The 21,452-nt window shown below is 47.3% G+C and carries 17 protein-coding genes and 2 tRNA genes; 9 read left to right on the plus strand and 10 right to left on the minus strand.

Annotation, left to right across the window (positions count from 1 at the left end; translation table 11 throughout):
• Positions 1-97: 97 nt before the first annotated feature.
• The 3 genes from C8D98_RS10435 to C8D98_RS10445 form a co-directional block, all read right to left on the minus strand.
• Positions 98-469 (minus strand): hypothetical protein, encoded by a 372-nt coding sequence (locus C8D98_RS10435; RefSeq protein WP_132874091.1) that lies wholly within the window; start codon positions 467-469, stop codon positions 98-100.
• A gap of 68 nt (positions 470-537) precedes the next feature.
• Entirely contained in the window at positions 538-2,340 is a 1,803-nt protein-coding gene (locus tag C8D98_RS10440) for a sodium:solute symporter family protein (protein ID WP_132874092.1), read from the minus strand.
• Between the two features lie 11 nt (positions 2,341-2,351).
• Positions 2,352-2,606, minus strand: coding sequence for a DUF4212 domain-containing protein (locus C8D98_RS10445; RefSeq protein ID WP_132874093.1), 255 nt, complete (start codon positions 2,604-2,606; stop codon positions 2,352-2,354).
• A gap of 734 nt (positions 2,607-3,340) precedes the next feature.
• Here C8D98_RS10445 and C8D98_RS10450 point away from each other — a divergent pair.
• Genes C8D98_RS10450 through C8D98_RS10475 form a run of 6 tightly spaced genes read left to right on the plus strand, consistent with a single transcriptional unit; the run spans position 3,341 to position 10,582 of the window.
• The gene (locus C8D98_RS10450) at positions 3,341-4,717 is read left to right on the plus strand and encodes a sigma-54-dependent transcriptional regulator (protein ID WP_165871286.1); all 1,377 of its coding nucleotides are present in this window, start codon (positions 3,341-3,343) and stop codon (positions 4,715-4,717) included.
• Between the two features lie 38 nt (positions 4,718-4,755).
• Positions 4,756-5,685, plus strand: a complete 930-nt coding sequence (locus tag C8D98_RS10455; protein ID WP_132874095.1) for an ABC transporter substrate-binding protein — start codon at positions 4,756-4,758, stop codon at positions 5,683-5,685.
• The gene (locus C8D98_RS10460) at positions 5,682-7,826 is read left to right on the plus strand and encodes an ATP-binding protein (RefSeq protein WP_132874096.1); all 2,145 of its coding nucleotides are present in this window, start codon (positions 5,682-5,684) and stop codon (positions 7,824-7,826) included. The genes C8D98_RS10455 and C8D98_RS10460 overlap by 4 nt, the downstream gene beginning before the upstream one ends.
• Positions 7,813-8,967 (plus strand): sensor histidine kinase, encoded by a 1,155-nt coding sequence (locus C8D98_RS10465; RefSeq protein WP_132874097.1) that lies wholly within the window; start codon positions 7,813-7,815, stop codon positions 8,965-8,967. The genes C8D98_RS10460 and C8D98_RS10465 overlap by 14 nt, the downstream gene beginning before the upstream one ends.
• Positions 8,968-8,970: 3 nt before the next feature.
• Positions 8,971-10,176, plus strand: coding sequence for an HDOD domain-containing protein (locus C8D98_RS10470; RefSeq protein WP_132874098.1), 1,206 nt, complete (start codon positions 8,971-8,973; stop codon positions 10,174-10,176).
• Positions 10,154-10,582 (plus strand): response regulator, encoded by a 429-nt coding sequence (locus tag C8D98_RS10475; RefSeq protein ID WP_132874099.1) that lies wholly within the window; start codon positions 10,154-10,156, stop codon positions 10,580-10,582. The genes C8D98_RS10470 and C8D98_RS10475 overlap by 23 nt, the downstream gene beginning before the upstream one ends.
• Positions 10,583-10,588: 6 nt before the next feature.
• Here C8D98_RS10475 and cowN read toward each other — a convergent pair whose 3' ends face one another.
• Positions 10,589-10,909, minus strand: a complete 321-nt coding sequence (gene cowN, locus C8D98_RS10480) for a N(2)-fixation sustaining protein CowN (protein WP_132874100.1) — start codon at positions 10,907-10,909, stop codon at positions 10,589-10,591.
• Between the two features lie 111 nt (positions 10,910-11,020).
• On the opposite strand from cowN, the gene C8D98_RS10485 reads away from it, so the two are divergent.
• A complete protein-coding gene (locus C8D98_RS10485) occupies positions 11,021-12,019 on the plus strand; it encodes an AraC family transcriptional regulator (RefSeq protein WP_132874101.1) in 999 nt (332 codons plus the stop codon).
• Positions 12,020-12,241: 222 nt separating this feature from the next.
• On the opposite strand, the gene C8D98_RS10490 is transcribed toward C8D98_RS10485, so the two are convergent.
• Complete coding sequence (locus tag C8D98_RS10490; RefSeq protein ID WP_132874102.1) at positions 12,242-14,662, minus strand: multiheme c-type cytochrome; 2,421 nt, start codon at positions 14,660-14,662, stop codon at positions 12,242-12,244.
• A gap of 418 nt (positions 14,663-15,080) precedes the next feature.
• On the opposite strand from C8D98_RS10490, the gene C8D98_RS10495 reads away from it, so the two are divergent.
• Positions 15,081-15,869: an AraC family transcriptional regulator gene (locus C8D98_RS10495; protein ID WP_132874103.1), complete on the plus strand. Its 789-nt coding sequence runs from the start codon at positions 15,081-15,083 to the stop codon at positions 15,867-15,869.
• 180 nt (positions 15,870-16,049) lie between these two features.
• On the opposite strand, the gene C8D98_RS10500 is transcribed toward C8D98_RS10495, so the two are convergent.
• The 3 genes from C8D98_RS10500 to C8D98_RS10510 all read right to left on the minus strand — a co-directional run bounded on the left by C8D98_RS10500 (position 16,050) and on the right by C8D98_RS10510 (position 18,272).
• Positions 16,050-16,123, minus strand: a tRNA-Pro gene (locus C8D98_RS10500).
• 31 nt (positions 16,124-16,154) lie between these two features.
• A tRNA-Pro gene (locus C8D98_RS10505) sits at positions 16,155-16,257 on the minus strand.
• Between the two features lie 275 nt (positions 16,258-16,532).
• Positions 16,533-18,272 (minus strand): SLC13 family permease, encoded by a 1,740-nt coding sequence (locus C8D98_RS10510; RefSeq protein WP_132874104.1) that lies wholly within the window; start codon positions 18,270-18,272, stop codon positions 16,533-16,535.
• Between the two features lie 264 nt (positions 18,273-18,536).
• Here C8D98_RS10510 and C8D98_RS10515 point away from each other — a divergent pair, with 264 nt between their 5' ends.
• Positions 18,537-19,403, plus strand: coding sequence for a DMT family transporter (locus tag C8D98_RS10515; RefSeq protein ID WP_132874105.1), 867 nt, complete (start codon positions 18,537-18,539; stop codon positions 19,401-19,403).
• A gap of 252 nt (positions 19,404-19,655) precedes the next feature.
• Here the strand turns inward: C8D98_RS10515 and C8D98_RS10520 are convergent, their stop codons facing one another.
• Positions 19,656-20,108: a hypothetical protein gene (locus C8D98_RS10520; RefSeq protein WP_132874106.1), complete on the minus strand. Its 453-nt coding sequence runs from the start codon at positions 20,106-20,108 to the stop codon at positions 19,656-19,658.
• 4 nt (positions 20,109-20,112) lie between these two features.
• On the minus strand, positions 20,113-21,429 hold the full coding sequence (locus tag C8D98_RS10525) for a diguanylate cyclase domain-containing protein (protein ID WP_132874107.1): 1,317 nt from the start codon (positions 21,427-21,429) through the stop codon (positions 20,113-20,115).
• Positions 21,430-21,452: the final 23 nt, after the last annotated feature.

Below are 21,452 nucleotides of genomic sequence, written 5' to 3' on the forward strand. Positions count from 1 at the left end.
CCCGACAGTATAGTATGTAAGTTTAACAAAAAAAGTCCCCTTACGAGGACTTTTTTTGTTGCAGATTTATCAAAGGAGTTGTGGAAAAGTCATGGTTTCAGGCGGATACCGCCTCTTTTTTCTTCTTTCCGAAAACAAACGGGTGCGCCTGCTGACGGAGGATGAAGTCTGCAAATATCTTCGACCATATTGTGCTGCCTGCCAAAGCCGACCATACCTCATACGGATAGCCCAGAAGCAGAACACCGACTATCGCCCAGCCGCATCCGATTGCCGCCGCAAGGTTTATCAGCCCTGCAAATGGCGCCCATTTCTTCGGGTTGGCAGGCGGTTCGCCCTTTTTTAGGGCAACCTCGGAATAGTCTTTTTTTATAAAAATCCTGTAGGCTCTTCTGCTCCAGTAGAAACACGTCGGGAACAGAGCCAGAAAGAGAATCCATGTTAAAACTACACTTGCATCCAGAACCATATGAAACCCCTTTGATGTTAATCTTTTAAGTTTGCCCCCACAGAAGTTTCCGCAGGGGCATATATATTTTAGTGGTCTATTGCGCCGCCCGCACCTTTGGGGATACGAACGTTTTCAACCATGGCCGCTATGTCGGAGGGAACGGGAGTTGTCATGTTTTTCACTGCGAAAGCCACAGCAAAGTTAACAACCGCACCGATAGCACCGATTGCGTTGGGAGAAATTCCGAAGAAGAAGTCCTTCTTACCGAATATCTGCCAGTATTCTGTTCCGTGGATATAGAATATACCCGTGTGAGCGAACACATAGAACATTGTGAACACCAGACCGGCAATCATGCCCGCAACTGCTCCCTGTCTGTTCATGGTTTTGCTGAATATACCCATCATAAGAGCGGGGAATATGGACGATGCCGCCAGACCGAAGGCTATGGCCACTGTGCCCGCCGCAAAGTCGGGGGGATACATTCCCAGGAAACCTGCAACAACAATTGCGCATGCCATTGCGATTCGTCCGGCCATAAGCTCTCCCTTTTCGGAGAGGTCTTTCATCATCATGTTTTTAAGCAGGTCATGAGATATGGCGGAAGATATCGCCAGAAGCAGACCGGCCGCTGTTGAAAGTGCCGCCGCAAGACCGCCCGCCGCAACAAGGGCGATTACCCAGTTGGGAAGGTTTGCTATTTCGGGGTTTGCAAGAACCATAATGTCGTTGTTGACCGTAAGTTCGCTGCCTTTCCAGCCTGCCGCATCGGCTTTTGCAAGAAACTCTGCGTTCTTGGATGTATCGTTGTAATACTGGATACGTCCGTCGCCGTTCTTGTCTTCGAATTTAAGCAGTCCTGTAACTTCCCAGCGCTTCATCCAGTCGGGGCGTGCATCGTACTGGATGCTGGCATCGGGAGCGAAAACATCGCCGCCGGACTGAACCGCTGTGTTGATTGTTGCATGAAGGTTAAGACGAGCCATAGCCGCAACTGAAGGAGCTGTGGTGTACAGAATTGCGATGAACACCAACGCCCAGCCTGCAGACGAGCGGGCATCTTTAACTTTCGGAACGGTGAAGAAACGGATGATAACGTGGGGCAGACCCGCCGTTCCTATCATAAGTGAAACCGTGTAAACGAACATGTTCAGTTTGTCGCCGGGAACGGATGTGGTGTATTTTCCGAAACCGAGGTCTGTTACGATATGGTCAAGTTTCGCAAGCAGAGCCATGTCTGATCCGGTATACTGACCGCCCAGACCAAGCTGAGGAATGGGATTTCCCGTAAGCTGAAGGGATATGAATATTGCGGGGATTGTATACGCAAGGATGAGTACGACGTACTGGGCAACCTGTGTATACGTTATGCCTTTCATACCGCCGAAAACCGCATAAACAAACACTATAGCCATACCGATAATAACACCCATCTCACTGGAAACACCGAGGAAACGAGAAAACGCAACGCCGACACCGGTCATCTGACCGATGATGTATGTGGTTGAAGCAACCAGAAGACATACAACGGCAACTACTGTGGCTGAGTTTGAATAGTAGCGTGCTTTGAAGAAATCCGGAACGGTGAACTTGCCGAATTTACGCAGATAAGGAGCAAGAAGCATGGCCAGAAGAACGTAGCCCCCTGTCCATCCCATGAGAAACAGCGCACCGCCGTATCCCATATATCCGATCATACCCGCCATGGATATAAACGACGCAGCAGACATCCAGTCAGCTCCGGTCGCCATACCGTTCAGAACAGGGTGAACCCCGCCGCCGGCAACATAAAATTCCTTTGTACTGCCCGCACGGGTCCAGAACGCTATTCCCAGATAAAGTGCAAATGTCAGACCGACAACAAGATAAGTCATAGCTTGCAGACTCATAGGTTCCCTCCTTAATCTTCCGCAACGTCAAAGTCTTTGTCTATTTTCCCCATCATTTTTGCATAAATGAAGATAAGGGCGACAAAGATGTAGATTGAACCCTGCTGTGCAAACCAGAATCCCAGCGGATAGCCGCCGAGCTTGATGTTGTCCAGCGCACCTGCAAACATGATCCCCGCTCCGTATGAGCAGAGGAACCATACAATGAGGACGTTTCTGATAAGTCCCAGAACCTTTTTCCAGTAAAGCTCTTGCGATTGTTCCATAAAATAACACCTCACAAATAATTTGTTGATGACGGGCGGGTCACTCCCACTTTAAATATCCGACCCACTGCCTCCTTTTCCTTATTAACTACAAAACAAAAAACGTAAGTTAAATTTTAAAAACCACCCACACAAAACACACGCTTTCTTATTATGCGTTTTTATAATACATTGTTTGATGTTTAATATCATCTCATAACCCTTAATTCAAGAGGAAATTTTCAAAAGAATCAAGCAGGAACCAAAAGATAAAGAAAAATTATCAAACATAGATTGATTATTTTTTTACACTTGATTAACCAATATGGTTAATAATCAGTTCATGTTAAACCCATGAAAACATAATACAACTAATAATTAATCATCAAAAATCTCAATAATGATATTTCTGAAAATAAATATCCATAATATTAGCAAATTAATTTCATGATTGAAAACTTACATGCATAAGATTTTAATTCAGTATTTGATTAATTTATAATAAACCAGCCAGAATACGCCAAATCCGACAGCTAATCATAATTAAATAAAGCAATATTAATCACTTAGCGATTAAGAGCTAAACAGAATCAAACAGGAAAGACTGATTTTTCATAACTTTTGTTAAAATTGTAAAGAGGGATTGAATGCCGTTATTGCGGCAGGAACTAATTGTTTTGCGATCATCGCTGAGCAACAGCTAACTTTGCTTGATTTTGAGCATCATGGTGCTCATAATTAAGCAGGAGACAACCATGAAGAACATTCTGATTATTGACGATGATGAATATTTCCTTAAATCCGTTTCAAGGGTTCTTAAAACCATAGGGGATTTCAACCCTGTCACACCCGATTCAGGTGTACGCAGCCTCCTTAAAGAGAGCGTTCTGAAACAGTACGACGCTGTTTTTCTGGACATCCATATGCCGAAACCAGACGGCAGAGAATGCCTTTCGATAATAAAAAGCATCGTGCCTTCAATGCCCGTCCTTATAATAACCGGGGAGAACAGCGCCGAAACAGCTGTGGAATATCTCAAACTGGGAGCCTATGACTTCCTGACGAAACCTATCGACATAAACAGGCTGAAAGCCACGCTGGACAACCTTTTCCTGCTGAAATCACTCGAAGAGGAGCTTGATCTGGTAACACGGCATCTGCTGAAAAACGAGTTGGAATATCCGGAGCATTTCCACAGGATAATCACCAACGATGAGCAGATGATGAGGAATTTCAGATACATAGAGGCCATAGCACCTACCTCCAAACCTGTAATGATAATAGGCGAAACCGGAACCGGGAAGGAACTGGCGGCCGAGGCTCTGCACAGATGCAGCGGGAGGAAGGGGCAGTATGTGACCCTTGATGTCTCCGGAGTGGATGATGCCGTGTTCTCCGACACCCTTTTCGGACACGTCAGAGGAGCTTTCACAGGAGCGGACAAAAGCCGCAGCGGACTGCTTGAAACTGCCGCCGACGGAACCATATTTCTGGATGAAATATCCGATCTGCCGGAGGCCAGCCAGATAAAACTTCTGAGACTTCTGCAAACAGGAGAATACTATCCCCTTGGCAGCGATCTGCCGAAAATAAGCAGGGCAAGGATAGTTACAGCGGTTAACAGGCCTGTGGATGAGCTTCTGGCTGGGCGTTTCCGCAACGATCTTTACTACAGGCTGAGCACATTCAAAATAGAGCTTCCGCCCCTGAGGGAACGCAGAGAGGATATTGATGCTCTGGCGAGATATTTTTATGCGGAAACAGCAAGGGAACTGAGACTGACATCGGAGGAACCGCCGAAGGAATTGCTTGATATACTTAGCAATTACAGCTTTCCCGGAAACATACGTGAGCTCAAGAGCATGGTCGAGGATGCACTGCTCAATTTTAAGCTGGGATACAGCATACCCGAAACTCTGAACAGAAAAGTGAATAAAAATCCCCGTCAGAGCAGCTCCAAGTCAGGATTGAAGAGTCTTTTCGGGCATTTTCCCACATTACAGGAGACCACCGACAGGCTGATAACCGAGGCGATGGAAGAAACGGGCGGAAAACAGAAAGAAGCCGCAGATATCATAGGCTTAAGCAGGCAGGCGTTCAACAGGAGGCTGAACATTCTCCGCCGCAGATAGTGGCACGGATTTTGATTAATAAAGGGCAGAGGCTCTTTATGAAATACACAATTATTCTGCTCTTCGGCATTATTATTCTATTTGTTTCGGGCTGTTCAAGGGAGAAGAAACAGCCCATACACATTGGGGTCAACGACTGGCCCCCCTGTGAAATATGGTATATTGCAAAAGCCAACGGCTATTTCGGCAGCGTACCCGTTGAGCTGATCCGTTTCTCTGTGTGGTCGGACAACATGCGCTCACTCTACATGGGCAACACCGATATAACCCATTCAACATATTTCAACGCAATGCATTACAGCGACAAGGGTGAAAAAGCGAAAATAATCCTCTCATCCGACACCATCGAAGGCGGGGACGGACTGGCTGTAAAATCTGAAATTGCCCGGTTAAATGATCTTAAAAATAAGCGTATCGCTGTGGAAATGAACACCGATGAGCATTTTCTGCTTTATAAGGTGCTGAAGCAGAGCGGAATAAGCATCAGCGACGTTACGATAATAAACGTTCCCGCCGCAGAGGGCATGGAGCTTTTCATAGCGGGCAAAGCGGATGCGCTGTACACCTATGAGCCTTTTCTTTCGGAAGCGGCCGCAAAGGGAAACGGACGTATAATCTCCACAACAGCCGATATGCCCGGCTATATGACAGACACCCTGCTGGCATCTGAAAAGCTGATACAAAACAGACCGGAAGACCTGAAAATAATCATTTCTGCATGGTATAAGGCTCAGAATTTCATAAAAATGAATCCGGACGAAGCCTATAAGATAATGGCCGCCAACGAAGGCATGCCCACGGAAGATTTCAAAGGGTTTTATGAGAGCTTCCGCTTCCACACAGCGGAAGAGAACAGAGAAATCGCCGATTCACAGCAGTTTAAAAGAGTTATCGCCGAGGTGTCCGCTTTTCTGAACAAAAAACCGGAAGAATTTGAAAACATATACACAACGGAATTTCTGCCATGAAACATTTTGACCAGAGCAGGATAAAAAGAAAAAATTCGCTGTTCATAACTCTGCCGCTGTACATCATTACCATCATGGTCATTTCAGGGTTCTTCTCCTCCATAATCTTCAACAAGAGGATGGAGGAAAAAACGGCAGAGCAGATATCCGAAGTGACCTCTATGACCCTCACCAGTCTCGACTGGTCGGCGGCATCCCTTATCAATTCGCAGGATATTAAAGGCTTGCAGAGGTTAATTGAAAACGCCGCATCCAACAGGTTCATAAGCTATATGAACGTCTGCGGCGCAAACGGCAGGATAATCGCCAGCAGCAGTCCTGCGGAAATCGGCAAACCATGGAAATCAGAACTGGTTAAGGCCGTTTTTGAAAAACACGCTCTCATACGCCGCAAAATGCACTCGGACAACACCTTCGAAGCCGCAGTGCCCGTTTCCGGCCAGATATTTGACAACCTTTCCCAGAGCAGCATTCAGGCCGTGATATATCTGAAAGTGGATAAATACTATGCCGACCAGATATACAGGGAATACAGCGACTTTTTTGTAACCCAGTATGCGTTTGTCTCCGTTCTGGTAACGATCTGCTTCCTGTTCCTTATCTCCCGCATGGTTCTGAGCCCGCTGAAAAAACAGCAGAATGCCATCAACAGCATAACCACCGGCAACTACGACGTTCATCTGGAAGTGCTCCGCAAGGACGAGCTGGGAAGGTTTGCAGATACCATAAACGCAATGAGCTCTGAAATACTCTCAAACAGACTGGAACTGGAAAAGACCAACAAAAACCTCTCCGAATATCTGAAAGCCATCGACGAAAGCGTCATAGTCATAAGATCTTCTCTGGAGGGCAAAATAACCTATGCGAACAAGAAATTCTACGAGATAACCGGATACACCAAAAACGAGATAATCGGCGCTCCCGTCGGCATGATAAGAAACTACGATACCGATGAAGACACCCTCATCAACTACTGGGAAACGATCCTCAACCGTTTCATATGGCGGGAGGTCATAGAGAAAAGGGCGAAGGACGGCAAAAAGTTTTATGTAAACGCCACCATAAACCCCATAACCGATACAGACGGCGAGGTTATCGAGTTCATAGACATCTGGTATGACATCACGCAGATATACGAACTCAAAGAAGAGCTGAAAATGCATAAGGAGAATCTGGAGGATATCGTCTGTCTGCGCACAAAGGAACTGTTCGATTCCCACCAGAAACTTAAAAACGCATATGCCGAATCCGAACAGCTGAACAACACGCTCAGGCTCACTCAGGCCAGAATGGTTCAGCAGGAGAAGCTGGCATCCATAGGTCAGCTGGCCGCCGGAGTCGCCCACGAGCTGAACAACCCCGTGGGTTTCATCTCCAGCAATTTCGATGTGATGAAAAGGTATTACGACCAGACCTTCTCATATGTTAAGGAACTGGAAAACAGCATAGCCGAAATGGAAAAAAGGTGCGGCAGAAAGTGCGGAAACGATATACAGAGCCTTTTTGACGAAATGGAAAAGAGCAGAAGCAACAGCAGAGTGAATTTCATAATGTCCGACACTCAGGACATCTTTAAAGAATGCGAGCACGGATTCGCCAGAGTTTCAGGGATAATAAACAGCCTCAGGGACTTCTCCAGAATAGACATAGAGGAGAAACTGGCTCCCTATAACCTGAACGAGGGTATCAGAAGCACGGTCACAGTGGCAAAGAACGAGATAAAGTACGTTGCAGATGTCAATCTCGACCTGCGTGACCTACCGGATATACTCTGCAACGGCGGCGAGATAAATCAGGTGCTTCTTAACCTTATAGTCAATGCGGCTCACGCCATTGAGGATTCCGGAGAAAAAAAGGGAACCATAGACATAGCCACAAGGCTGGATCTGGGATTTGTGGTCTGCACTATCAGAGATTCAGGCAAAGGCATCCCTGCGGAATATCTGGGGAAGGTATTTGACCCGTTCTTCACAACAAAAGCGCCCGGAAAGGGAACCGGACTGGGCTTAAGCATTTCATACGATATCATTGTCAACAAACACAAAGGCATGCTCTATGCCGAAAACGACGGCGGAGCAAAATTTACTATCACGCTTCCTTTAAAAAGCGGATCAGTGGAGGAGAAGGATGTTCAGTTTTAACGAAATAGCCGAAATGCTCAAATCAGATATAAAAGATCCGGCGGAATACGTTCAGTATGCGGCGGAAGTTCTGGAACAGGAGATATGCGGACTTAATGCGAAATTCAGACCGGACACCCACGGCGGCAATATGCCCTCTGCCGGAAACCATATCATCTCAGCGGGGGAGGCAGGCCGCATACATATCTCATATTTTCCTGAGATGGCAGAAAGTCTTATACCATTTTTCAGGATCATTGAACTGGAAACGGAGGTCAGACTGGCAAACAGCCGTCTGCGCAGACTGGAAATGTCGCTGGCGGACACGGACACAGAGACTCTGGAAAAACTGAGGGTGACTCAGGCGGCTCTGATAAGGCAGGAGAAACTGGCCTCACTGGGACAGCTCTCCTCCGGTGTGGCGCACGAGCTGAACAACCCTCTCGGTTTCATCTCCGGCAACTTTGACGTCCTGAAGAACTACAGGAACCTTTTTCTTGCCTTTCTGATGCAGGCGAAGGGGCTGATCCCCGCCGACAGGCTTCCTGAATATGAAGAGCTGAAACACCTGCACAGGGTGGATTATCTTCTGCAGGACACCGAAGACATATTCAAGGAATCCTCGGACGGTTTCAGGCGTATATCCCACATTGTAGAGGGTCTGCTGGCATTCGCCAGAAACGACACCGGCCGAATGGAACCTGCCAGCCTGAACGACAGTATAGAATCCACAGTGGACATCTGCCGCAGTCAGTTCAGGTTTGTGGCCAAGGTGACAAAGGAACTGGAGGATATCCCCGATTTCGAATTCTGCTCCGGCGAGATAAATCAGGTGCTCCTCAACCTCATCCTGAACTCTGTTCAGGCCATTAAAGCACAGGAGAGGGACGACTACGGAACCATTGCCATCCGCAGTTTCAAATTCGGAAACATGGCCTGCTGTTCAGTGACCGACGACGGAGGCGGCATAAGCGAAGAGGATCTGGACAGGATATTCAGTGCGTTCTACACCACCAAGCCCGAAAACAGCGGAACAGGGCTGGGGCTTAGCACCTCATACGAAATAATCGTAAATAGACACAAGGGAACCATAGACGCTGAAAGCAGTGACGGAAAGACCACTTTCACTTTCAGAATCCCAATGAGAACTGGCGGAAGGTAACGGATGAACTCAACTCAGGGAAAGATACTTATTGTTGATGACGAACTGAATATAACCAACTCACTAAGGCGCATGTTCGTTTGTGAGGGTCTGGATGTGCTTATAGCCAACAGTGCGGAGGAGGCTCTGGATATCCTGAGCAAAAACGAAGCCGAGCTGATCCTCAGCGACTATAAGATGCCGGATGTTAACGGCATACAGCTGCTGACGACCGTAAAATCACAGTACCCCAACGTTTTCCGTGCCATCCTCAGCGGATATGTGGAAACGGACACCATAACCTATGCCATAAGCAAGGGCATAGCCATGGCCTATTTCAAAAAGCCCTGGACCGACTATAACCTTGCGGAGAAGATAATCCATATCATCCGGACTGTGCGGCAGGTAAAAAACAGAGACCTTGTCAGAATATTCAGCCGGATGGACAAACTGCCCGGCATCCCCGAAATATATCTCAGGCTGGAGCGTGCCATTCAGGCGGGTAAATCCATTGAAAAGATCGCCTCAATAGTGAAACAGGATGCCTCCATGACAGCAAAGATAATGCAGATAGGCAATTCAGTGTTTTACAGCGGAAAGAAATATCTTCCTCTGGAACAGGCCATTCTGATGATAGGGCTGAACACCATAAAAGAGATAGTGCTGATGTATAAGCTTTCAGAGGGGATGGTGCCTTCAAAAGTTAACGAAGACGACCTGAGAGCAATATTCCGGCATGCGCTGATACTGAACAAAGCGGTAGAGCTGTGTCTGCATGATTCGGGCAAAAAATATAACCGCAGCGTATCGGACACGATAGGGATACTCTCATGCATCGGGATGATAATTCTACTTTCATCAAAACCGGATGCATTCAGGGAAATTTACGAAACCGCCCTGAGAAACGGAATAACCTTTCACGAGGCCGAAAACCTCATGGGCATAAAAGAAGACCTGAGCCTGAATATCACATGTCATCTGCTGGATCTGTACAATATGCCGTTTGATATTCTGGAAATTATACACTACAGAAACAACCTTGATTCTGTTTCGCCGGAAAACAGGTTCATTGCCTGCGTGCTTAATGCAGTGTCCTCTGTGGCGGCCAGAGTGCGGGCGGGAATGGAGTCTGAACCAATGCCCGCAGTTGAGGGATTATCTATACAAACAATTGAAAAAGCCGAGCGACTGATTACGGAGGCCTATTATGCATACGATAACAGATTCTGACATCGTTCTCTTTGTTGACGACGAGGAGAGCATTCTTAAAGCGATCGACCGCAGTCTGAGCGACGTCAGGTTCAGCACTATGTTCTGCAGCGACTCAATGCAGGTCATGGATATGCTGGAACAGCACAGAATAAACGTAGTTGTTACAGATTTGAAAATGCCGGGCAAAAACGGAATAGAGCTTGTGCGGATGATAAACGCAAAATTCCCGCATATACGCATAATCGTACTGTCAGGATACTATCAGGTGTCCACTGTGATGTCTGTAACCCGTGCCGGAAAGATCTTCCATTTTTTCACTAAGCCATGGAAGATGGACAACGAGTTTATCTCCGTTATAGAGAAGGCTATAATCAGCAGCAGAGAGAGCAGGGAATCCGCAGACGGGCTGTCTGCTCAGGTCTGACCTGCGTCAGCAGCACTCGGACTCGCATTTCTCCAGAGCGTGTGCTGCGTCCTCATCTGCCACGGCATCAAAGAGTTCTCCGATGTTTGATGCGCAGGAGCAAACCATATAAAGCAGGACCTCTTTGGGGTCCTGTTTTGGGTCTCGTGCGTAGTAAGCATCAGGGATTCTCGTCACAAATCTTTCCCAGTAGGCGTTTGCATTCCGAGGCTCTTTCAGTATCCTCAGAAGATGGTCAATGACAACGCAGGCATTTTCGAAGCAGTTGATGTTCTTAAAGCTGACATAGCTTTCATCAACCTTGATCTCTTTCTTGCAGTTACACATTTTTGTATGTCCTCAGGGGTATTTTATCGCATTATACATGTTTACTACCGCTTTTGTATGCTATATCATGAATTATTACTGACATTTTACGAAAACTCAAAAGGTTGAACAATGACTCTGGTCTCCTCCATAACTTTCCAATACGTTCTGAAAGCTCTGGAACAGAACACAAAAATACCCTCCGGAGAGATGCTCGCCCATGTGGGGCTCAGAGCTGAACAGCTTTCAAAGAACGTCCACGGCATCGACAGCCGCAGGCTCTCCGCCATATTCCGCTACTGCATGGAGAAAACGGACAACCCCTATCTTTCGCTGGATATCGGCCAGTCCATACCCTATCAGTCGCTGGGGATTCTCGGCTATCTGCTGATGAACACAAAGACCCTGCGGGAGATGATAGAAAAATTCAGCGTCTATCAGAAGCTCATAAGCGAACACCTGAAGTTTCATTTCTCTGACGACGGAAAATTCTGTAAATTTGCAATATACATAGACGGCAACAGAAACATTCCCGTGCCGCCTTATCATGCCGAAGTACACATGAGCGGCATTCTGAACATTCTTTCAGGGGTTCTGGGCAGACATGTGTTTCCGGCTCATACGCATTTCACAGGGGAAAAACCGGCCGACTGTGCAAAACACAGGGAACTTTTCGGAGACAGCATCCTTTTCGGAAAAGAGGAGAACGCCCTCTTCTTCAAAAAGGATGAACTTGATATTCCGGTGGACAATGCAAACCAGTCCATGCTGGAATACTTTGAAACTCAGGCCGCAAACCTGCTTCAGGAGCAGGAAAAAAGCTCATGGTTCGGCAGAGTGGAAAAGGAGATACTGAAAAACATAGGCGACAGGGGCACGTCCATAGAGTTTATCTCCTCCCGCCTGAATGTCAGCGTGAGGACACTCCAGAACTATCTGAAAGCCGAAGAAAAAACCTTCATGCAGGCTCTGACAAACGTCCGCAGACGTCTGGCCGAACATTACATCATGCACACAAAACTGGACGACGCATCCATATCCGCCCTTCTGGGCTACAGCGAGGTCAGCGCATTCTACAGGGCATATAAAAAATGGAATAAAAACACACCGAAATATTTAAGGAAAAAATAAGAAAGCACTGGAGCCGGAATAGTCATTATAAATACTAGCGTATAAAAATGGCAAAAGGAGGCTACCTTTTTTATTTTTCCGAATCCAGTGCAAATCGGAGATTCTCTGCCGTATTCTTTCAGGTGCAGACCGGAGAAACCTGTCACCGGATTGCATATGAAAGAATTTAAAAGAGGCTCCGCACCCCTTACAGGGCACGGAGCTTTCTTTGTTTTCAGTTACTTAGAACAGTTTGAACACTGCCTTGACAACATCAAGGTAGCTCATATCGCTTACAGCCACTTTGTAGCCGAAAGTTTTAGTGTGAGCGTTGAAGCTGGCAAGTTTACCTGCGTCGCCGATGATCAGCGGGTATGCTCTGTGGCAGCCGCCGCAAGCAACAGCTGCAGGACCGTATGTGAACTGGTCTGCTGTTGTGTTTTTACCTTCAGATCCGCTCAGTATACCGCCGATAGCTTTAGACTGATCCGGAACTTCATATGTGCCGGAATCGTGGCAAGCAAGGCAGTCTGCTGTGCTCTTAGGATATTCGATCTTAAGTGAACCGTAAGATGCGAATGTTGCCTGTCCTTCGTGGATGGCGTGGATGTAAGAGTCGATGGATCTTGACTGCTGAGGATAGTGACCTGCAGCGGCGCTGGGAACGTGGCAAATGCGGCATACGTCAACTTTTCCGATAGCCGTGTGACCGTGAGCGCCTGTAGATGCTTCCTCAAGGTGGATAGCTATTGAGTTGTGGCAAGCGTCGCATTTTGTGTCGTTCGCAACTGCTCCTCTGGGAGCTGTTACAGCTGTGCCGTCAACGTTGTATTCAGCAGCAACGCTTCTTACGATAGCGTTTTCGCCGTTAACCCACGGAATACCGATGATACCAACGATACCGCCGGTTACGCTGTAGTTAGCGATTGTAGTCGCATTCAGCTTAACGGTTGTTGTGGCTTTGCCAGTTGAAGCGTCATAAGTTGTGTAGCCGGAAGTTGCAGCACTGGTTGTTGTAAGGTTGGTTTTTGTGTAACCGTCGTATGCAACAACATCTTTTGTGCCTTTTCCATAGTAGCCCACAAGGATTCTGACACCGTCAGATTTTGCTACGCCGTCAACAACTCTGTCTGTGTATGACTGCATGAAGATAGGCTTAGTTGTGTCAGTTGTGTTTTTCACATCAACTTTAGTATCTGTACCGGCTTCATATGTTCCGTTGCTGTTTGTGTCGATGAACGCACCCCAGGTAATTGTCATTACGCTGGTAGTTGTGTTGACAGCCACTTCGGGAGTGAAGTAGTAAATGTTTTTACCGTTCTCTCTGGATGCGCTTTTGCCGGTGTGTATTTTGTTGAAGCTGCGGGCGATACCTGCTGCACCGTGGCAAGTGAGGCAGTTGCTGGCTTCTGTCATGCTTGTGTGGATATCACGAACTGCAGTTGTTGAGAAGGGTATGGCTGCCCAAACATCTGCGATAGCATCAGAGTAGCCTGCGCCGGCTGAGTTCCAAACGTTTTTGTTTCCTCTGTGGCAAGATTTGCAAAGAGTCAGGTTCATCTGAGTGTCTGCTGTAACAGCTGCAACCTGAGTTGAAGATGTGTGGCAAACTTCGCAATCAGCTACGTTTGTGGGGAAACCTATAGCAAATGTGCTGCTTCCGTTAGGAGTGGTTGTAGTGGGTTCGTTTGTTGTAGAGTTGTATGATCTTACGAATATTCCGCCGAGCATGTTCTCAGAGTTGTGAACACCGTGGACATAGTTTGTAAGTCTGTGACCAAGCTCTGTGCTGGAACCGGAACCGCCGCCAAGTGTACCGTTTGAATAACCTGCTGCTCTTGAGTGGCAAACAACGCAAGCTTTGCCCTGAGGCTGGTATGCGCCGTGGTGAGCTGTTGCTGTTGCAGCATTTGTTTCAAATACGCTTGTGTGGCATCTTACGCATCCGTTGTCATCAACGAGAAGCTCGGGAAGAGTGCCGGAGTCATAAGTGAAGGTCATGGCCTGGGCAGACTGAGTTGAAGATACAGGCTTATTGAATGTAAGCATGAATCTTACGGGAGTTGTTCCGAGTGTAAGGTTGGGAGCGTTTACTGCCATGTTTGACAGAACTACAGTATAGTTACCTGTTGTTCCTGTCTCAGAAATAGCAACGCTGGCAGAGGGGATGCTTGCGCGTACGAAGCCCCTTGTTGTTTCCTGTGTGCCTGCGATAGCTGTGCTCTGAGCTGCAACATAGTAGTATGCATACGCAGAAACAGTGGGTGTTACACCCTGAGCAGCACCGGAAAGTGCAACGCCGTCAACTTTTGCGCTGAAAGTGATTGTCGCCGTATCAGCACCGTATGTTACGCCGATGCCTGAAGCAGCGGGATATGCTTCAACTTCGTGTGTTCCTGCAACGTCGTTGTGGCAAACGGCGCAAGATTCAACCTGTGTGATCTTTCCTGCTGTTGCAGCTGCCTGCAGGTCTGCAATTGCCTGCTCATACTGAGCAATAGTGATAGCTCCGCTTTCGAGCTGAGCTTTAAGTTCCGCAATGATAGCTGCTGAATCTGCATCTGCGCCATCCTTGCCGTCAGAACCGTCGCTCCCGCCGCAACCCACAAGTAAAAACGTGCAGGTGAGGGCGAGCATCAAAAGAACTAAAATTCTTTTTGACATAAATTAGCCTCCATTGGTATTACGCTTTTATTTCCCAAAATGAAAACAATAGCCGTACTTAATAAAAAGCGGTCAGAAGGTATCCGGACACACCGAAACGAGGCTCCGCAGATAAAACTGCAAACCCCCATTCTTGCGTCATCGCACCTCTGATTTTAATAACTTCCTCTAAAACAAAACCTTTAATGTACGGGCTCAGTCAAAAACTGTGGCTTAAAACTGTGGATTTCTGCATAAGAAAAACACAATTAGGCTTTTGATTTACCCGTAGCTTTTTGTTATAAAAGGAACTGGATGATGTGTTCTTACTGCGTGGATTATATAGCGGCGGGATTTATAAACAATCCGGCTGAAGTGACAATCAATCTCTAAATTCTGACAATGTTCGGATTTAGAGGCTTTATTTGGTGGACACATTATGGATATTTCTTCAAAAAGCGGCCCTTGTGCAAGGGCAATAATTCTCAGCAGAGACAAAGAACACATAAAAGAGAAACACTCGCACCCGGAAGGTGAGCTTGTCCTCAACCTGAAAGGTAATATCAACTGCACAGTTAACAATACCTTATGGGTCATACCCCAGCACTGTGCGTTCTTTATCCCCGGAAACAAACCGCATCAGGTTAAAACAGCTGCACACACAGACTACTGTCTGGCGTTCGTTAACCCCATCATTGATGGGCTGCCTGAAAAGTGCGGATTCCTGACCCTCTCCCCCCTTCTGCGGGAGATGATCCTCCACATGGCAACTATGCCCGAAAACTATTATGAGAACGATCACGACCTGCATTTCGCAAACGTCATGATAAACACTCTCATAAAAATGCCCGTTGCAAGCTACAGCATGTCAATTCCCTACAGCCCGAAACTGAAAGAGATTGCAGACGTGCTCTCCTCGGACCCTTCAGACAGAAGAACCGTTGCCGAATGGGCGAAAACAATGGGCATGTCGGAAAGAACCCTCGCAAGGCTGGTCATAAACGAGACCGGACTGACGTTCGGTCAATGGCGCCAGCAGTTCCAGCTTTTTGCGGCTCTGCGGAAACTGGAAACCGGAAGCTCAATTCAGCAGACGGCCTGGGATCTCGGGTATGAATCCGTTACAGCATTTATAACCATGTTCAAAAAGCACTTCGGAAAACCGCCCCGCAAGTATCTGGCGGAACACGAAGACGAAATTTTATACCCAAGTTTTCACGGAATTTAAAAGTTTCCGGTTTTTTTATATTTTTTAAATGAAAAGAGGGCATCATTCCTGACGGAGTGATGCCCTCTTTCTTTCAAATCGGGATGACAGGATTGATGGCGAAACAAGTTCGCCAAATCTTGCATCCTTCAAATTAAAAAAGGGACATCAGCCATTCGGCTAATGCCCCTTTTTTTCAAATCGGGATGACAGGATTTGAACCTGCGACCACCTGTTCCCAAGACAGGTACGCTACCAAGCTGCGCTACATCCCGAACGTTATATTCATAAGTTAAACTCAAATCCTGAAGATGACAGGATTGAGCCCGAAACAAGTTCGGGCGCCTGCGGCTGAACCTGCGACCACCTGTTCCCAAGACAGGTACGCTACCAAGCTGCGCTACATCCCGAACTCTTTTCAAAGAGATATATCTATAGTTGACCGGAACATAAATGTCAAGCTGATACAAGCATAAAAAAAGGGAGAGCCTCGGCTCCCCTCAGACTGATGACAAACTATAGTTTTGCTTTATTGCACCCTCCTTTGGGAAAGGAGGGCAGGGTGGATTTCCCTGCTAATAAAAGAAAATCCCTCCAAACCTCCCTTTGGCAAAGGGAGGCTTAAGAGCGCAAAGCAAACTTTGTCAACAACATAAGGGGGAGCCTCGGCTCCCCTTATGTTGATTATTTAACTACGTTCAGTGCCCACTCAGGAACAACACCAAACTGTATGCCGAACAGAGGGACAGATATCAGATAGACTATAAGCACAGTTACCACGATACCTATTATATTAAGTCCGAAGCCGCTCTTAACCATCTGCGGGATGGTGACATAACCCGAACCGAAAACTATCGCATTGGGAGGAGTCGCAACTGGCAGCATGAATGCGCACGAAGCGGCTATGGCCGCAGGAATAGTGAGCAGAAGCGGGCTTTGGCCAAGTCCGATTGCAACAGCAGACAGAATGGGCATTACCATTGCCGCTGTGGCGGTGTTTGACGTAAGCTCCGTCAGGAAGATGATGAGCGTTGTGACGGCAACTATCAGAACAAAAATTGAAGCTCCCTCAAGCAGGCTCACCTGATTTCCGATCCACTCCGCAAGACCTGTGGCCTGAAATCCATCGGACAGTGCAAGACCGCCGCCGAAAAGGATAAGAACACCCCAGGGCATTTTGGAGGCCCAGTGCCAGTCCATAACAAAGCTGTTCTTTTTCAGGTCTATGGGAATAAGGAAAAGAAGCAGTGCGCCCATCATGGCCACGGCAGAATCCGTCACCATTGAAGGATCGGGGAAAAGTGCTGAAACAGGCTTAATGAATATCCAGCCAAGAGCCGTTACAGCGAAAACAACTGCGGTGTATCTTTCGCCCTTGTTCATTTTTCCCATCCCTTTCAGTTCTTTATCAATAAGTTCCTTACCGCCTGGAACCCTTTTCAGATCCATGGGGTTTGCGAACTTGACGAGCCATAACCAGCAAAGAGGCAGGAAGATGACCACAAGGGGCACGCCCACAAGGAGCCAGTTGGCAAATGTTATTTCAAAGCCGTAGGTTTTGTTAAGATATCCGGCAAGAACCGTGTTGGGAGGCGTTCCGATAAGCGTTGCGATACCGCCGATGGAAGCCGCATATGCTATACCCAGCATAAGGTTAAGGCCGAAAGTAAATTTTTCGGGTGAAAAGTCTATCTCTTTATCAAGGCCTTCTTTTTTGCCCTCGTCAATAACGTGTGCAATGATAGCAAGGCCTATGGGCATCATCATAACCGTTGTTGCGGTGTTTGAAACAAAAGCGGAAAGAGCCGCTGTTGCAACCATGAAGCCCAGAACTATTCTGTTAGGCGAAAAACCGATGAACTTGACAATGTTCATAGCGATGCGTCTGTGCAGGTTCCACTTCTGCATGGAAAGTGCAATGATGAAGCCGCCCATGAACAGGAAAATAAGGTGGTTAGCATAGGGCGTTGTCGCTTTTGCGGCGGGCAGAAGCCCCAGTGCCGGAAACAGAGGGATAGGCAGAAGGCTGGTTGCAGGAATCGGGAGCGATTCGCACATCCACCATGTGGCCATCAGAAAAGTGATGGCGGCCATTTTCTGAGCCGCAGGCTCCATTCCCGCAGGTGCAGGCAGAACAAGAGCCAGAATGAAGAGCAGCGGACCGAGAAACAGACCGATAAGCTGTCTTCTGGTATAGCCTTTGGGTTCTTCAACGTTCATTCCGCCGGGAGTGGGCTTCACCCTGTTTGAAGTTTCAGCGGGTGATGATTCCATTTCGTCGGCGATGTCCACATCCTTTTCGTTGGACATGGATGACTGCATGGCCTTTCTCATCTTCATGGCCATCGCTTTCGGGCTGAACAGAACGAGAGCTTTCGTCTCGTAGTGCATGTCCCACATACGGGACCAAAATGCTGTTAACATGACAACTCCGTAAATAACGTTTTTTGATTTTTACCTGATGTTGAAATAATCAACTAAAACAAATCATAAAAATACAGCACCTGTTTGTTTCGGGTATGTAATATATCTAAGTAAAAAAACACAATCAAGTTTTATTTTGGCATGCACTTATCAAAAATCCTCATAGGGAACATATGTTTATAAATTTTATTCCGCCGACAGCCTAACTTATTGACTTTTTTCTCCAAAGAGCTTATCCATATCTTTTGCCTGTGGGGATGATAAATGTTAAAAGGAATTATTGCCGCCGCTCTCTCGGCGATCTGCTATGGCACGCTCGTTATTTTCGGCAAAATAGGCATGACGCTGGAGCTGACATCCGTCCGTATGCTCACCCTGCGGTTCATTTTCGCCGCTATTCTGCTGTTCCTTTTTTTCGGGATAAAAGATATCAGACAGCTCCGCCCCACAAAGACCATGCTGGCAAAATGCGCTTTTCTGGGCATATTTTTCTATCTGGGTCAAAGCCTTATGTTTTTCAGATCAATAGAGTACATCCCCGCCTCAACGGCATCTCTGATACTCTATTTCTATCCTCTGGTGGTTCTCATAATTTCTGTGATATTTCTGAAAGAAAAATTCAGGATGTCGTCTCTGTTTTCTGTTCTGCTTATTCTCGGCGGTTGCAGTCTGGTCTTTTTCGATGCGTTTCAGCGCAGTTTTGACATAAGGGGAATAATGTTCGCCGGACTGTCGGTTATACTGTTTTCAACTTATCTTATAGTGGCACAGATAATTCTGAAAAATGAGAACTCAACCACGGCAACATTTTATGTGACGCTCTTCACAGCAATAGGCTACACTGTCTTAAACGGCGGCACAGGCTTGGCAGGGATCACCCAGCAGCAGCTTGCCCTCTGCGTCGCTCTGGGGCTTATCCCCTCTGCACTTGCAATGTGGCTTCTTTATGCAGGCCTTAAAATTATCGGTGCGGCATACACGTCCATTTTCAGCTCCATCGAACCTGTAATGACACTTATTCTGGCGGGAATTTTCCTTGGCGAGGAGATAGTGGCGTTTCAGATATTCGGTGTGATTCTGCTGATAGCGGGAATTATAGTACCGAATTTGAGGCTGTATAAAAGGTATTGAACAAGCAAGGATTTTCGGGTCATTCTGAATGAAATGAAGAATCTCGGCATTAAGAAGCAATTTCTACACCTAGAAACAGCCATCACCTTTATGGCAGTAACTCGTCCAGCTTCTCTAACATCTTGTAAAAAATGACCTCCTGTCATTTTTTACCAACGCTTCGCACAGGTAAAACCTTTGCTCCGCTCACACTACGGCGGTTCTCAGGAATAAATACCTTCAAACCTCCTTCGTGAGGTGCATCCTGCACCTTTATGGCAATAGTTCGTCCAGCTTCTCCTTCCAGTCGTCAGTGTCCGATATGACTATTGTGTTGTAGCCTTTGGCTTTGATGTATGATGTGATGCGGGTGAGGCTGTTTTTGTCCCTTGCCTGAACCACGACAAAATCGCCCTCCAGCTTAGCAGGTTCGCCTATTGAGCTTCTCACCTGTTCAAGGAGCGCAACAAGTCTCTTAACCCCTTCCTGAAAAACGTATTTATCTCTTGAAACTTCTTTTGCATCGTCAAACGACAGACCGCTCATGTCTCTGGCGGAGAAGACTATCATCCCCAGCTTCTGCATATAGATGCTTGTGGAGCCGAACTCCTCGCTGATGAGCTTTCCGGCATATTCCAGCACCTTATCCTTTGCGCTGTGGTCGCCGTATTTCAGCTTTTCGGCCATTTTCACCAGATTGTCGGCGATGTCGTATGTTTTTCCCATTTACCTACTCGCAGCAGAAAACGAATCTGTTTTTGCCGCTGCCCTTTGCAATATACATTGCTCTGTCGGCCTGCGCCATCAGTTTTACTGCATCCCGACTGTCGTCCGGATATATGCTTATGCCCATACTGGCACCGACATGGAACACCTTGCCTTTTATGGTCAGTTCTTTGTTTATGTTCTCAAGGATGCGTTCGGCAACCTCTTCTATCTCCCGCACATCGTGCACGCCCTCCAGAAGCACCACAAACTCATCCCCGCCTATTCTGGCGGCGGTATCGGATTTTCTGACAGACTCATTAAGCCTGTCGGCTATCTCTTTAAGGGCTATGTCCCCTGCGGCGTGGCCGAGGGTATCGTTAACGGGTTTGAAGCCGTCAAGGTCTATGTATATAAGAGCGGAACGCTGTCCGTCCCTTTTTCTGCGCTCAATGGACTGGTTTATCCTGTCGGAGAGCAGGTCACGGTTGGGGAGCCCCGTCAGGGTGTCATGGAGAGCCAGATAGCGGATGTACTCCTCCTGAATCTTCTTCTGAGTGACATCACGGATAACCACCTGCACAGCCATCCGCCCGTCAAGACTGAACGGTATGGAGGCGAACTCTATATGGGCTATGCGTCCGTCCTTGCGCACTATTTTCGATTCGGACAGCGGCATTGAGGATTCCTCTTCGTAGAGCTTTTTCAGCCGCTCGGCTATTCTGGGTCTGTCCTCTTCCGGAAAAAAGCCGAGAACCTCTGCTCCCAGAATATCCTCTGCTGCACCGCCGAATATTTTTGCGGCGGCGGGATTGACGTATTTAACAACGCCGTCACGGTGGATAATGATTCCGTCCGGCGAATATTCCACAAGCTGTCTGTATCTCTTCTCGGAATAGATGAGTTCCTTTTCTATTGCCTTTTTGTCGGTGATATCCCGAACTGAGGCAACTATCATCTTTCTGCGGCTGTCCAGCACACGGGTCAGAAACACCTCGACATCCAGAACAACGCCGTCAGCGGGTCGCTTGATCTGCCATGTAAACGCCTGATCCTGACCGTTCACTGCATCGGCAAAATATTTTCGTCCCGCCTGAAAATTGATATCGTCGGCGGAGAAATGATAGAAATTCGCCAGAATCTGCATCTGTTCATCGCATATTCCGAGCATTTTCAACAGCTTATTGTTATAGCTCAGTATATTGCCCTTAACGTCGTGAACGATTATGGCATCGTGGATACCATGGAGCACCCCCGCCAGAAAGCGTGGATTCTCGTGACCGTCAATGGGTCTGGGAAGCTGAACCGATTTTGTTTTGCCGCCGGACTTCAATGTAGTCATAAAGTTAAAACCCGTATTTAAAC

Origin of the sequence: Seleniivibrio woodruffii (assembly GCF_004339245.1) — a bacterium.
GTDB lineage: Bacteria > Chrysiogenota > Deferribacteres > Deferribacterales > Geovibrionaceae > Seleniivibrio > Seleniivibrio woodruffii.